At 50.1% G+C, this 14259-nt stretch carries 16 protein-coding genes and 1 other annotated feature; of the genes, 10 read left to right on the forward strand and 6 right to left on the reverse strand.

Annotated elements, in window-relative coordinates; all coding sequences use genetic code 11:
• Nucleotides 1-60: 60 nt before the first annotated feature.
• Together VHA_RS15590 and rnm are read right to left on the reverse strand one after the other, a co-directional pair.
• A complete protein-coding gene (locus VHA_RS15590; RefSeq protein WP_040529099.1) occupies nucleotides 61-681 on the reverse strand; it encodes an L-threonylcarbamoyladenylate synthase in 621 nt (206 codons plus the stop codon).
• Nucleotides 678-1553, reverse strand: coding sequence for an RNase RNM (gene rnm, locus VHA_RS15595; protein WP_005506038.1), 876 nt, complete (start codon nucleotides 1551-1553; stop codon nucleotides 678-680). Before rnm ends, VHA_RS15590 begins: the two co-directional genes overlap by 4 nt.
• A gap of 126 nt (nucleotides 1554-1679) precedes the next feature.
• Nucleotides 1680-1771: a sequence feature (Trp leader region), on the forward strand.
• A 135-nt stretch (nucleotides 1772-1906) separates the two neighbouring features.
• Between rnm and VHA_RS15600 the strand changes: the two genes are divergently transcribed.
• From VHA_RS15600 to gspS2, 10 genes are all read left to right on the forward strand, one after another.
• On the forward strand, nucleotides 1907-3490 hold the full coding sequence (locus VHA_RS15600; RefSeq protein WP_005506040.1) for an anthranilate synthase component 1: 1584 nt from the start codon (nucleotides 1907-1909) through the stop codon (nucleotides 3488-3490).
• A complete protein-coding gene (locus VHA_RS15605) occupies nucleotides 3487-4086 on the forward strand; it encodes an aminodeoxychorismate/anthranilate synthase component II (protein WP_005506041.1) in 600 nt (199 codons plus the stop codon). Before VHA_RS15600 ends, VHA_RS15605 begins: the two co-directional genes overlap by 4 nt.
• Nucleotides 4087-4110: 24 nt before the next feature.
• Entirely contained in the window at nucleotides 4111-5112 is a 1002-nt protein-coding gene (gene trpD, locus VHA_RS15610) for an anthranilate phosphoribosyltransferase (protein WP_005506043.1), read from the forward strand.
• A 4-nt stretch (nucleotides 5113-5116) separates the two neighbouring features.
• Nucleotides 5117-6484 carry a bifunctional indole-3-glycerol-phosphate synthase TrpC/phosphoribosylanthranilate isomerase TrpF gene (trpCF, locus tag VHA_RS15615; protein WP_005506045.1) on the forward strand — a complete coding sequence of 456 codons (1368 nt, stop codon included), beginning with the start codon at nucleotides 5117-5119 and terminating at the stop codon, nucleotides 6482-6484.
• Nucleotides 6485-6493: 9 nt separating this feature from the next.
• On the forward strand, nucleotides 6494-7684 hold the full coding sequence (trpB, locus tag VHA_RS15620; protein WP_005506046.1) for a tryptophan synthase subunit beta: 1191 nt from the start codon (nucleotides 6494-6496) through the stop codon (nucleotides 7682-7684).
• Nucleotides 7684-8505, forward strand: a complete 822-nt coding sequence (gene trpA / locus VHA_RS15625; RefSeq protein WP_005506048.1) for a tryptophan synthase subunit alpha — start codon at nucleotides 7684-7686, stop codon at nucleotides 8503-8505. Before trpB ends, trpA begins: the two co-directional genes overlap by 1 nt.
• A 139-nt stretch (nucleotides 8506-8644) precedes the next feature.
• Nucleotides 8645-9190 carry a septation protein A gene (locus VHA_RS15630; protein WP_005506050.1) on the forward strand — a complete coding sequence of 182 codons (546 nt, stop codon included), beginning with the start codon at nucleotides 8645-8647 and terminating at the stop codon, nucleotides 9188-9190.
• A 62-nt stretch (nucleotides 9191-9252) separates the two neighbouring features.
• The gene (gene yciA, locus VHA_RS15635) at nucleotides 9253-9651 is read left to right on the forward strand and encodes an acyl-CoA thioester hydrolase YciA (RefSeq protein ID WP_040529101.1); all 399 of its coding nucleotides are present in this window, start codon (nucleotides 9253-9255) and stop codon (nucleotides 9649-9651) included.
• A gap of 74 nt (nucleotides 9652-9725) precedes the next feature.
• Nucleotides 9726-10028 carry a YciI family protein gene (locus VHA_RS15640; RefSeq protein WP_005506058.1) on the forward strand — a complete coding sequence of 101 codons (303 nt, stop codon included), beginning with the start codon at nucleotides 9726-9728 and terminating at the stop codon, nucleotides 10026-10028.
• Between the two features lie 33 nt (nucleotides 10029-10061).
• Entirely contained in the window at nucleotides 10062-10463 is a 402-nt protein-coding gene (gene gspS2, locus VHA_RS15645) for a type II secretion system pilot lipoprotein GspS-beta (RefSeq protein WP_005506060.1), read from the forward strand.
• Between the two features lie 39 nt (nucleotides 10464-10502).
• On the opposite strand, the gene VHA_RS15650 is transcribed toward gspS2, so the two are convergent.
• From VHA_RS15650 to VHA_RS15665, 4 genes are all read right to left on the reverse strand, one after another.
• Nucleotides 10503-11462 carry a class I SAM-dependent methyltransferase gene (locus tag VHA_RS15650; protein ID WP_172465031.1) on the reverse strand — a complete coding sequence of 320 codons (960 nt, stop codon included), beginning with the start codon at nucleotides 11460-11462 and terminating at the stop codon, nucleotides 10503-10505.
• Nucleotides 11462-11668 (reverse strand): hypothetical protein, encoded by a 207-nt coding sequence (locus VHA_RS15655; RefSeq protein ID WP_104439908.1) that lies wholly within the window; start codon nucleotides 11666-11668, stop codon nucleotides 11462-11464. The genes VHA_RS15650 and VHA_RS15655 overlap by 1 nt, the downstream gene beginning before the upstream one ends.
• A 41-nt stretch (nucleotides 11669-11709) precedes the next feature.
• Complete coding sequence (locus VHA_RS15660) at nucleotides 11710-12381, reverse strand: TIGR01621 family pseudouridine synthase (RefSeq protein ID WP_005506064.1); 672 nt, start codon at nucleotides 12379-12381, stop codon at nucleotides 11710-11712.
• A 117-nt stretch (nucleotides 12382-12498) separates the two neighbouring features.
• A complete protein-coding gene (locus VHA_RS15665; protein WP_005506067.1) occupies nucleotides 12499-13845 on the reverse strand; it encodes a sodium-dependent transporter in 1347 nt (448 codons plus the stop codon).
• Nucleotides 13846-14259 lie beyond the last annotated feature (414 nt).

Here is a 14259-nt window from a genome sequence, read left to right on the forward strand (position 1 = left end):
CCGTTATCTCATCGGGAGATGTCGCGGGGCTGCCGCTTTCTACCCCCCCCCCCTTTCAACTTATTCAAACGGAGAAGTGTCGCCAGTCCCGCGGCGCAGGATATTAGGTTCACCGTCACTCATATCCACCACCGTCGTTGGTTGCTCCCCGAGATAGCCTCCATTAAGAATACAATCAACCGCGTGCTCCAGTTGATCGCGAATTGCTTCCGGATCGGATTCAGTATGCTCATTGCCCGGCAGGATCAGGGATGTCGACATCATGGGTTCACCCAATGCATCCAACAAATCCAATGCAATTTGGTTGTCTGGTACACGGATACCGATGGTTTTACGTTTTGGGTTGAGCAAGCGGCGCGGCACTTCCTTGGTCGCTTTCAGGATAAAGGTGTAGCGCCCTGGGGTGTTATTACGGATCAACCGGTATGCGCTGTTATCTACCCTTGCATACAGGGACAATTCTGACAGGTCACGGCACATTAACGTGAAATTGTGTTTGTCGTCCAAACGACGGATACGGCAAATCCGTTCAAGCGCTTGTTTGTTCTCCAATTGGCACCCGAGTGCATAACCTGAATCGGTGGGATAGATAATCACACCGCCGTTACGGACAATCGCCACAGCTTGATTGATCAGGCGGGCTTGCGGATTTTCAGGATGCACATAAAAAAATTGGCTCACACTTCCTCCTCGTGGGGCATCTCTGCCCCGGAAAATTCGGGCAACGACCAGGATTCCCAGATTTCTTTACAGCCTTTCGGCAAGTATAAATTACGACCCAACTCCAGCCATGGTGAAGGGTAATGAAAATCAGACCCCTGAGAACCGGCAAGCCCATATTGAATTGCATAGTCGCCCAACAGGCGACGTTCATTCGGTGATTGTTGTGGTTGGGCAACTTCCATGGCTTCGCCTCCGGCCTCTTTAAAGGCCTGCAACAAGCGCTTCAACCACTTAGCAGTAAGTTTATACCGCGCGGGATGCGCCAGCACGGCCTGACCGCCCGCTTTGTGAATAACATCAACGGCTTCTTCGATGGAACACCAGTTCGGTGGTACATATCCCGGATTGCCACGTGTCAGATATTTTTTGAACACTGACTGCATGTTTTTTACGTGTCCCTGCTCTACCATCCAACGGGCAAAATGTGCCCGGGTTAGCGGTACCTCCCCCGCCAGTGCCTGTGCCCCTTCCAGCGCCCCCGGGATGCGTTGTTTCTCCAGCCGTTCGGCAATCATTTCAGCACGGGCTTTGCGACGCCCGGCCTGTTCGGCAATCAGCGCCTGGAGTACCGGGGACTGCGGATCAATATTCAAACCAACAATATGGATATCTTTATTTTGCCAGACCGTGGAGATTTCAATACCGTCAATCAGGTGAAGCGGCAACTTGTCACGGGCAACAGCGGCTTTCGCTTCGTCAAGTCCAGCAACCGTATCGTGATCTGTGATAGCCAGAACATTAACGCGAAAATCAACGGCGCGTTTCACCAGTTGCTCCGGTGTGAAGCGTCCATCAGATGCGGTTGTGTGGCTGTGTAAATCAAATAGCATTCATTTTCTTCTATATTGTTGCTTGACTTTGTCATTGCGAACCAGTTAACTAGTACACAATTACTCAGTTTAATGGATGATGTCTTCATGGTACCGCATAATCTCATTCAACAAACAGCGCTGATTACACGTTGGTGGCACTCCCAATAATCGGGCAGTGTGATGCGTTATCGCGTAAAAAAGACGTCACCAAGCCCGCATAACGCGGGTTTTTTTGTACCCATTTTCCCGACAATGATCGAAGGTTGCCCTAGAACAGGACGTAAAAGGATTTAAATGATGATTATCGTGCTAAAGCCACAAGCCACCGAGTGGAACCTGAGTCCCTTTGTTGAAGCCGCAGGGAGAGCACTATGAAGAACCACGCGTTAAAAAGAGGCGAACTCGACGTATTGAGCCTGGATGTGCCGTATATCGCCGCGCCCACGGAATTGTATTCGGCGGTCTGTCAGGGGCGCCCGCATAGCCTGTTACTGGAATCAGCAGAAATTGATTCCAAGCAGGATCTGAAAAGCCTGATGTTGATTGACACGGCAGTGCGTATTGTCTGTCGTGGCCGCACTGTTGAGCTGGAAGCCAAGAGCCAAAACGGCCGCAACCTGCTGGATGCCGTAGACGCAGAACTGGTGCGTCAGGCACTTGTTATCGAACGTGAGCGCCTGTCTGAACGGCTAATACTGCACTTCGCCGAAGAAAACCGCACGCTGGATGAAGATGCGCGCCTTCGCCAGCCTTCCCCTTTTGATGCCCTTCGTTTAGTGCAACAGGCTTTCAACCTTGATGGATTGCCCCATGACGCTTTAATGATTGGCGGCCTTTTTGCCTACGATCTGGTGGCACAATTTGAACCATTGCCAGCGGTCGCGTCAGGAAACCGGTGTCCGGATTATCTGTTTTATGTTGCCGAAACCTTGCTGGTTATTGACCACCAACGCCGTAAAGCCAAGCTTCAGGCGACCCAGTTTGGCGGCAATGAGAACACTGAAACCTATTTTGACCTGAGCCGCCGCCTGCAAACCATCAGGGAAAACTGTCTTAACCCAACAGAGCTGCCACCGGCAGAGCAGCTCAGCGCTGTGGATGTTGACGTATCCGTCAGCGACGACGATTTCTGCCATGCAGTGAACAAGCTGAAAGACTATGTGGTCAAGGGCGATGTATTTCAGGTCGTACCAAGCCGCCGCTTTACCCTGCCTTGCCCTTCCCCGCTCAATGCGTACATCAAACTCAAACAGGGAAACCCTAGCCCATACATGTTTTACATGCATGACAGCGAGTTCACCCTGTTTGGTGCCTCACCGGAAAGTGCCCTGAAATACAGCAAGGACACCAACCAGGTTGAAATCTATCCTATTGCTGGGACACGTCCCCGTGGCAAAAACAGCGACGGCTCAATCAACCTTGATTTGGACGGCCGCATTGAGCTTGAGCTGCGTAGCGATACCAAAGAAAACGCTGAGCACATGATGCTGGTCGACTTGGCCCGTAATGATGTGGCTCGCATCAGTGAACCGGGTACACGCTATGTGGCTGATTTATTGAAAGTTGACCGTTACAGTCATGTCATGCATTTGGTGTCGCGTGTTGTCGGTCAGCTTCGTGACGATCTGGATGCCCTGCATGCCTATCAAGCCTGCATGAACATGGGCACCCTGACCGGTGCACCGAAAATTCGTGCCATGCAACTGATCCGCGAGTTTGAACAACGCCGGCGGGGCAGTTACGGCGGGGCAGTCGGGTATTTCACCGGCCGTGGCGATATGGACACCTGCATCGTGATCCGCTCTGCATACGTGGAAGATGGCGTTGCTCAGGTTCAGGCCGGTGCCGGTGTCGTCTTTGATTCCGTGCCTCAGGCTGAAGCGGATGAAACCCGTGGTAAAGCCGCTGCGGTTCTTACTGCCATTCGCGCAGCACACACAGGAGCACAAGTATGAACAATCAGGCTAATACACACATTGTGCTCGTCGATAACTTTGACTCATTCACTTACAACCTGGTCGATCAGTTCCGCTCTCTCGGTTACCCGGTCACTATTTACCGAAACAGCCTGAGCGCCGAACAAATAGAGCAAGCCATTTCTGAGCTGGAAAATCCAGTGGTTGTGCTGTCACCCGGTCCGGGTGCACCGTCTGAAGCGGGTTGTATGCCAACACTGATTAAAAAACTCAAAGGCAAGGCGCCCATGATTGGTATTTGCCTTGGCCAACAGGCAATCACCGAAGCTTATGGCGGCACAGTGGCTGGCGCCGGAGAAATTGTCCATGGTAAAGCATCATTGATGACACACAACGGCCATGCCGTGTTTGGCAACATTGAAAGCCCGCTGACCATCGCCCGTTATCATTCACTGGTTGCCACAAAAGTGCCGGATTCACTGGATGTGATTGCTGACGTTGATGGGCTGGTCATGGCTGTGGTCAACGACAAGGACAAAGTGGTGGGCTTTCAGTTCCATCCGGAATCCATCCTCACGACAAAAGGCGCAGACCTTTTAACCACTACCATAAACTGGGCCACGCAATCACGCTGATGGAAAAAGGACAAGGAGAGCATTATGGAAGCGATTATTAACAAACTGTACGAGCAAAGATCGTTGTCGCGGGAAGAAAGCCATCAGCTATTTGACACGATCATCAAAGGCGAGCTCGATCCCATCCTGCTATCAGCCACGTTGACAGCACTGAAAATTAAAGGGGAAACACCAGAGGAAATTGCAGGTGCGGCATCTGCATTAACTGAAAATGCGACCCCATTTCCAACACCGGATTACGATTTTGCCGACATCGTCGGCACCGGAGGAGATGGTGCAAACACGATTAATATTTCGACCACCGCCGCATTTGTTGCCGCTGCGTGTGGTGTGAAAGTTGCCAAACATGGTAATCGCGGCGTGTCGAGCAAATCCGGCTCTTCGGATCTGCTGGCTGCCTTCGGTATCGATCTGGCCATGAGCCCAGACACTGCGTGCAGCGCATTAGACGAATTAGGCGTTTGCTTCCTGTTCGCCCCGCAGTATCACAGCGGTGTTCGCCACGCAATGCCTGTCCGCCAGACAATGAAAACCCGCACTATCTTTAACCTGTTAGGGCCATTGATTAACCCAGCAAAACCAACACTGGAACTGATGGGCGTGTACGACAAAGCATTGGTGCGTCCGATTGCCGAAACCATGCTGAACCTCAATATGAAACGAGCCATCGTTGTACATGGCAGCGGTCTGGATGAAGTTGCAATTCATGGTGAAACCATGGTGGCAGAAATCAAAGACGGTACGATCACTGAATACACCCTGACACCGCAAGACTTTGGCGTTCAGACTTATCCTATTGAATCCATCAAGGGTGGCACACCGGAAGAAAACCGTGAGATTACTAGCCAGATCCTGCAAGGCAAAGGTAGCGATGCGCAACAATCAGCAGTTGCCGTGAATGTCGCTTTACTGCTGCGCTTGTTTGGGCACGAAGATTTAAAAACAAATACACAAAAAGCACTGGACGTTATGCGCAGCGGAACACCGTTCGAACTGGTTCAGCAACTGGCATCACGGAGCAACTGACCCCATGGAAACCGTATTAGCAAAAATTGTCGAAGACAAGAAAGAGTGGGTTGCTGCACGCAAGGTGTCACAGCCTCTCGAGAGTTTTATCAAAGACGTCGTACCCAGCGATCGCAGCTTCTACGACGCACTGTCAGGTCGTCCGGCGAAGTTTATCCTCGAGTATAAAAAGGCGTCACCGTCTAAGGGATTGATTCGTAATGACTTCGATCTCGATTACATCGCCGGCGTTTACGGTAACTACGCGGCAGCCATCTCTGTGTTGACAGACGAAAAATACTTTCAGGGTAACTTTGATTTTCTGCCTGTTGTGCGAAGCCAGGTGCCCTGCCCTGTACTTTGCAAAGATTTTATGGTCGATACCTATCAAGTCTACCTTGCGCGCTACTATCAGGCAGACGCCATTCTACTGATGTTGTCTGTGTTGAACGATGAGGAGTATCAAACGCTTGCCACTGTTGCCCATGAGCTGAATCTCGGTGTGCTGACAGAAGTCAGCAATGACCAAGAGCTGGAGCGTGCAATAGCGCTGAATGCCAGGGTAGTCGGGATCAATAACCGCAATCTTCGGGATCTGACTATCGACCTCAATCGTACCAAAGTGCTGGCACCGCGCCTGCCCGATGATCGCATTGTGATTTCAGAGTCAGGTATCTATACCCACCAGCAAATCCGCGAGCTGGCACCGTTTGCCAATGGCTTCCTGATTGGCAGCTCATTAATGGCAGAAACAGATGTTGAACAGGCGGTCCGCCGGGTACTTTATGGCGACAACAAAGTCTGCGGACTGACCCGTGCCGAAGACGCCAAAGCGGCTTACGACGCCGGAGCCAACTATGGCGGCCTGATCTTTGTTGAAAAGTCGCCTCGTTACGTCAATTCAGAGGTGGCACGTAACGTGATGGAAGGTGCGCCACTGCAATACGTGGGGGTATTCCAGAACCATGACTTGAACCACGTTGCAGACACTGCAAGCACGCTCAATCTCGCGGCGGTACAGCTTCATGGCGATGAAGACACCGACTACATTAAACAACTGCGCCTTGCCCTGCCCGAAGGCACACAAATCTGGAAGGCCCACGCTGTGAGCGACTCGGTGCCTCACATCGAAGTACACGCTGACCGCAACCTGTTGGACAGCCGTGTCGGTAACCAACGCGGAGGCACTGGCACGCAATTCGACTGGTCACTGGTGCCGGATGAACAAAAAGAAAGCCTGATGCTGGCGGGTGGCCTGTCACCAGTCAACGCAAAAGAAGCCGCACAAATTGGCTGTGCGGGGCTCGATTTCAACTCGGGTGTCGAGAGCGAACCAGGTATCAAAGACAAAGACAAATTGGACGCTGCCTTTATGGCGCTCAGAGATTACTAAAGGACGGTTATGACTAAGTTGAACGCCTATTTTGGCGAATTTGGCGGGCAGTATGTCCCACAAATTCTGGTGCCAGCACTCGATCAGCTGGAACAAGCATTTATCGACGCACAAAACGATCCTGCCTTTCAGAAAGAATTTATCTCCTTGCTGAAAGAATACGCAGGCCGACCAACCGCACTGACCCTGTGTCGCAACCTGACCAAAGGGACAAAAACCAAGCTGTACCTAAAACGTGAAGATTTACTTCACGGTGGTGCGCACAAAACTAATCAGGTATTGGGTCAGGCGCTGCTGGCGAAACGTATGGGTAAAAAAGAAATCATTGCCGAAACCGGTGCAGGACAGCACGGTGTGGCAACAGCGCTTGCGTGTGCACTGCTCGATCTGAAATGCCGTGTTTACATGGGCGCAAAAGACGTTGAGCGCCAAAGCCCGAACGTATTCCGCATGAAGCTAATGGGCGCGGAAGTCATCCCAGTTCATTCCGGCTCTTCCACGCTCAAAGATGCATGCAACGAAGCATTGCGTGACTGGTCAGCCAGCTATGAAGAAGCGCATTACCTGCTGGGCACAGCCGCAGGCCCTCACCCATTCCCAACTATCGTACGCGAATTCCAGAAGATGATTGGGGAAGAAACCAAACAGCAAATTCTGGACATCGAAGGTCGCCTGCCCGACAGCGTGATCGCGTGTATCGGCGGTGGTTCTAACGCCATTGGTATGTTCGCAGACTTCATTGACGAAACCGATGTCGGCCTGATTGGTGTTGAGCCAGCAGGTCTGGGATTGGATACAAACCAACACGGTGCACCGCTCAAGCATGGAAAGCTGGGTATCTTCTTTGGTATGAAAGCGCCACTGATGCAGGATCCTAACGGACAGGTTGAAGAGTCTTACTCCGTATCTGCCGGTCTCGATTTTCCATCAGTGGGTCCTCAGCACGCTCACCTTAACGCGATTGGCCGAGCAGAGTACGTGGCGATCACTGATGATGAAGCACTGGATGCCTTCCAGGAACTGGCACGCCATGAAGGCATTATCCCGGCGCTGGAATCTGCGCATGCTTTGGCATATGCGCTGAAAATGGCCAAAGAGAACCCGGAAAAAGAACAACTGCTGGTCGTAAACCTGTCTGGTCGCGGTGACAAGGACATCTTTACTGTCCACGACATTTTGCAACAAAAAGGAGTGATGTAATGGCTGCCACCTTATCTCACCGCTATGAAGCGATGTTTAAAAAACTGGATGCCAAAGGTGAAGGTGCCTTCGTTCCTTTCGTCACCATCGGCGATCCAAACCCAGAACTATCACTGCGCATCATTGAAACCCTGATTGAGCATGGCGCCGATGCGCTAGAACTGGGCATTCCGTTCTCCGATCCGTTGGCTGACGGCCCCACCATTCAGGGCGCCGCCATCCGGGCGCTTGATTCAGGTACCACGCCAAACAACTGCTTTGATATTCTGAAGCAGGTTCGTGAACGCCACCCAGATATTCCTGTTGGTCTTTTGATGTATGCGAATCTGGTTTTCGCCAATGGCATTGACAACTTCTACGCAAAATGTGCAGAAGCCGGTGTGGATTCAGTGCTGATTGCCGATGTGCCAGCGGGTGAATCAGCAGAATTCCGTGAGTCTGCTGCCAGGCATGGCATTCACGCCATCTTTATCGCGCCACCAAACGCCAATGAAGAAACGCTGAAAACCATTTCTGAGTTGGGTGGTGGTTATACCTACTTGTTGTCACGAGCAGGCGTCACCGGCGCGGAAACCAAAGCAGGTAAGCCGATTGGACACTTGCTGTCTCAGCTTTCTGCCTACAATGCCCCCCGTCCCCTTCTGGGTTTTGGTATCTCTGAACCCGCACAGGTGAAAGAAGCGATTACAGCCGGGGCAGCAGGAGCAATTTCCGGTTCAGCCGTTGTAAAAATCATCGAACGTAACCTGGCAGATGAAACCAATATGCTCAGGGCGCTTGGCGAGTTTGTTGCTTCGATGAAGGTGGCAACACGGAAGTAAAACTGATCCATAAATCTTAAAGGTCAGCGTTGCTGGCCTTTCTGTTTTATTGCATTTTAACTATGGCGAGTTTTCGGTAAACTTTGCGGTTCATGCAAAAGCGCCCTTTAAAAAGACAAAGACCAGGACCGGCATCTGAATGAAACAACTTCTCGATTTTATCCCACTGATCATCTTTTTTGCCCTCTACAAGATGTACGACATCTACACCGCAACCGGCGCACTGATCGTAGCGACAGTCATCCAGGTCGCCGTCACTTGGGTGATGTATAAAAAAGTAGAGAAAATGCAGCTCATCACAGCCGGTTTAGTGGCACTGTTTGGTGGAATGACCCTGTTCTTTCACGACGACAACTTCATCAAATGGAAAGTGACCATTGTCTATGCCCTCTTTGCGATAGGACTGGTTGTTTCCCAGATGTTAGGTAAACCCCTAATCAAGGGGATGCTTGGCAAAGAAATTACCTTGCCAGATAAAGTATGGCGCAACATCAACACGGCCTGGGTTTGTTTCTTTACTGTGCTTGCTGTATTAAATGTCTACATTGCTTACCAGATGCCACTGGATGTTTGGGTGAACTTCAAAGTATTCGGCTTGCTGGCCCTGACGTTGGTATTTACTCTGACCAGTGGCGTGTATATCTACAAGCACATGCCAAGAAAGACTGACTCAGAAAAACAATAAACTCTCAGTACACAGAGTGATTAAGCTCACTCTTTTTAATTTCATTTCCCGGAAGTTGTATCATGTCGGAAACGAATAATTGCCCCCGCGGTCAACTGTTACTGCGAACACTTGCTATGCCCGCTGACACCAATGCTAATGGTGATATTTTCGGCGGTTGGATCATGTCTCAGCTCGACCTTGCCGGTGCTATCTTGGCCAAAGAAATTTCCCATGGACGTGTGGTGACGGTTTCTGTGCAGGAAATTGTATTTAAACACCCCGTCTCGGTGGGTGATGTGGTTTGCTGTTACGGCGAATGTACCCACATTGGCCGCACATCAATGAGCGTGAGCCTGGAAGTATGGGTAAAGCCAGTTGCGATTGACGGTATCGGCACTCGTCATAAGGTGTGCGAAGCCATCTTTAATTACGTTGCTATTGATGGTAATGGCCGCCCAAGGCCAATAAATAAGCTATAAATCAGAAAACTTGCCTGCGTAATGCTGTAGCCTTGCACACAACAGGCTGAACATTCACACGGAGAAAAGCACGGATGTGGTATGTCATTTTTTCACAAGATGTAGAAAACAGTTTGCCTTTAAGGCTACAGGTTAGAGAACAACACCTGGCACGTTTACGGGAATTGGACGCTGAAGGCCGCCTGTTGATTGCTGGCCCAAACCCAGCCGTTGATAGCGAAGACCCAGGTGAATCAGGCTTTACCGGGTCGACTGTGATAGCGAAATTTGACAATCTAGATGATGCAAAACGCTGGGCAGATGCCGACCCTTATATTGCAGCGGGCGTTTACAAAGACATTATCGTCAAACCATTCAAAAAAGTACTGCCGGCGTAATGGCTCCGGCGATGAAACGCATAGGAACTTTCAATGCAAAAAACGCTAAAAACAGGACGTGTCGCGCTGATCGGTGTGATCACCTTGCTCTTATCAGCCTGTTCAAGCACATCTGATCTGGAGATCGCAGAATCATTCGCCTTACAGCGGGCTGATATGCTGAGCAAAATCGTGCCGGTACCAATGAACGGCTACAACTTGGTTCGTGCGAAAGCCAACAGCACGCAAATTGAACTGACATTGTTGTATGCAGGCAGTGGCGATATCGCTCCAGCCGCATTAGCCGAGCGCCTTGAAAAAACGTATTGTCAGGACACGGAAATTGCCTCGCTGATGGAGAAAGGCGTGAACTACAAGCTGCTTTTCCGCGATGCCCGTGGCCGCCCGGTGTTAGAACGGGTGATCACTCACAAAGAGTGCGCAAAACACAGTTAATAACAAGCCCGCTTTTAAATGCGGGCTTTGTTTTGCATCTCACAAGACATGCGTTAAGCAAAGACGTTTGAAGTGCATCACTTTCAGCGCGCTGTCCGCATCAATATCCTCAAATTCAGGTGGATTGTCGAGGCGTGAAACAAACGAAAAATCCGGTGCCAACGCGGCCATCTGTTCCGTCAGGAATGAAGGCTTGACGTCTGGTGCATTGACACAGGCCAGAACCTCTCCTCCTTCAGCCACCAGCTCAGGCAAACGTCGCAAGATTTTGGCGTAATCTTTGGTCAGCACAAAGCTGCCTTTCTGGAAAGAAGGCGGGTCAATAATCACTAAGTCATAAGGACCCAACTTCTTCACCTTCCCCCAGGATTTGAAAAGCTCATGGCCAAGAAAGCGGACTTTACTGAGATCATGTTGGTTCAGATGGTGGTTTTCACGACCACGGGAAAGGGACGATTTCGCCATATCCAGATTGACAACTTTCTCGGCGCCCCCCTCGATGGCTGCGACAGAAAAACCACAAGTGTAAGCAAATAAATTGAGTACACGTTTTCCTTTGGCGTGTTCCTTAACCCACTGGCGTCCCAAACGCATATCCAAAAACAGACCATTGTTCTGGCGTTTGCCCAAATCCAGTTTGTATTTCAAGCCATTTTCTATCACTTCAACCTGCGCAGGCATTTCGCCTGTCAGGATCTCAGTTTCGGTCCCTTCCCGGTCACGATGCTGAATGATCACCGTTTTACCTTTGCGCATTGCCCAGACAGGATGCTTCACCAGTTGGTTAACACCCGCTTCCAGCGCTCGATAAAAGTCTGGCTCAGCTTGTTTAAATACCGCAATGTGGAGGATGCCCTCCCCCAGCCAGTCAGCCGTCAGTTGTTCCAGGCCTTCATAGCAACGCCCCCGACCATGAAAGACACGTCTGATTTCATGGCTACAATCAGCAAGCCGCTCAGTGACACGTTCAAAAAACAGAGGCAAAGCAGCCGCTTTCATCATGCAGTTTCCTTTGGGGGGTCAGCCAGTATTGCGACTTCGACACACTGACTGTCTAATTGCAGGTTATAAAATTTTGAGCAACGACGATTCCTTATACGTGCCTGTTTCTTTTTCCATTGGCGACGCAGGTTCGCCAAATTCCAATATCGGCTGGATCCACCGGCTTTACGCAAGATGCGCGATTTCTTTTGTTTAAGCGCCATGCTTGACTCCATACTCTGTCCATCCCTGGAGTACTTGATTGTTACTTGTTTTTCGGCAACACAGGCCAATGTAATTGTTCCGGCGAATGCCATTCTTTCGGCAACACAGGCCATTTTTCGCCTATTGTCGGCAGCTGTTGGAAAGAAAACACGTCTCCCTGATAGGTAAACTGCAAAGCAAAGGCATGTAAGTAGCCTCTGTCCGCGTCTGCACCACGGTAAGTACTGTCCCCCAAAATAGGTGAACCGACACTTTTCAAGGCCACACGGATTTGGTGGGTTTTACCCGTGTAAGGCTTACACAGGAAAAGTCGTTTTCCCTCCCCTCCTGCCGTTGAAAAAAACTGGGTAATAGCAGGGTTGGATTTCGTTGGCAGGAGTTTCCACATCGAGCGGCGGCTTTTCGCCATATCACCCACAATGGTGCCCTGTTTTTTACCCGGCTTTTTGGCTGATAATGCAAGATAAAATTTCTGCACCGTTTTTTCTGCGAACATCAACGACAGGTCTGATGCCGCCTGCGGGTGCTTACCAAGCAGAAGAAGACCCGACGTCATCTTGTCCAACCTGTGAATCAGGTAGAGCTTTTCGTTTCCCGTTTTTTTTGCCACCTCACTTAAAAGCGGCTGGTCATTATCATCTTTGTGGACACTGATGCCAGGATGTTTGTCGATAACCAGAAAATCGTCATTCTGAAAAATCAGGGTAAACATGAAAAACTTGTCTCTGAGAAAATTCAGCGCCGAGTTTAAACCCATTTTTGCCAAAATTCTCGTCAGTCTTTGCTGGAAAAGAAAATCCCCGGCGCAAGACCGGGGATTAAACAAGGACTACTTGAACATTGGCCAAAGAAATACCAGCGCCATCAGGACAGGACAGACAACACGAACATACGTCGGCCAAATTTTCCAGAATACGCTGTCTTTCAGCTCAGGATAACCCTCACTTAGCTCTTGAAGTACCTGGTTACGCTTCCAGATCCAACCCGCGATCAGGGCCATAATCAACCCCAGAACAGGCTGCATATACTCAGTGGTGATACTTATCACTGTGCCAAACAAGGTACTAAAGTTGAAGACAATCACCGTAGAAAACAGTGCGATTGCTCCACCAATCCACCACACTACAGTTTTACGGTCTTTGTTCAGCTCTTCAGACGCACAGGATACCGGCACTTCCAGCATAGAAATCGACGAAGTTAGCGCGGCAATGACCATCAGGGCAAAAAACGCCACACTGACAATAAGCCCAGCCCCCCCCATGGTATCAAACATGGCAGGCAGCACACTGAACACAAGCGTATCACCGTCTAACAACTCGCCCGCGTCGTTATAGATTTGAACGCCATTGTGCTGAGCGACGAACATCGCCGGTAAAATAAGCAGGCCCGCAACAAACGCAACACCGCTATCCAGTAAGGCCACTTGAGCTGCCGTTTTCGGCAAATTCGCATCTTTACGCAGATAAGACCCGTAGACCATCATGGTGCACACGCCGATTGAAAGCGAAAAGAACGCCTGTCCCATTGCGCTGACCAGTAAGCCTGGCGATATATGCGAGACATCAGGGATCAGGTACATTTTCAAACCTTCAAAGGCACCCGGCTGGAACAGAGTGTAAGCCACCATCAGAACAAAGAGGGAGAATAGCACCGGCATCAGGCGGCTTGACCATTTCTCGATGCCCTCAGCTACACCGTTACGGACCACCAGAATGGTCAGCAACATAAACAACGCCATCAATACCAGATTTCGCTCCACACTGAAGCTTTCTAGCCAGGCAGCAGCGTTTTCCAGACCGACCGCGCTCAATAGAGGCCCAACCAAAAAGCCGAAAAACCACCCCGCCACAATCGCATAAAAACTTAAAATACCACTCACGCCCAACATGCCCGCAATACCAACCGCAGAGCCAAAGGCTTTTTGTTTTGGTGCCACTGAAATAAGGGATCGAATAGGGTTTGACGCGCCATAACGGCCAATGGTGAGTTCTGCCACTAGCAGCGGATAAGCCAGAACAAACACCATAAAAAGGTAAATCAACAGGAATACAGCCCCGCCATTGCTAGCCGCTTGGGTTGGAAAACCCCAAATATTGCCAAGACCGACCGCAGAACCTGCAGCCGCAAAAATAAATCCTAAACGGGTTGAAAATTGGGCCCTATTACCGCTTGCCATAATCACTCTCTAGATAAGAATTTGATAACTACCCACATTGCCCCGTAGCGCCCGGGTCTGTTAACCCTGGTATCAGCGGGAATTAAATGAGTACGCCTTCCCAGCATCTATTTACCGCTCCTTAGTGTCTCCCGCCGGGTGTAAACTATAAATTACAGTTAACAGATTTCCTGTTTCCGAATCAGATATGGCGAGTAAACCAGTTTGAGAATAAAATTTGAAGCGATAGAGCTACATTTTTCATCTAAGCAACATATTTCCCCATTTTTTGCCTCTAATCGACTACTTTGTAAACACTTGTGACTCAATATTTTTCACATCTGTCAACGCCATCAACAAGTCCTCTCTTTCCAGCCTCGGGTTTGGGAATATGCAATGCTAAATACAGTGCATACTGTTTCTGAAGAGCCTATA

The organism is Grimontia hollisae CIP 101886 (genome assembly GCF_000176515.1).
Lineage (GTDB): Bacteria > Pseudomonadota > Gammaproteobacteria > Enterobacterales > Vibrionaceae > Enterovibrio > Enterovibrio hollisae.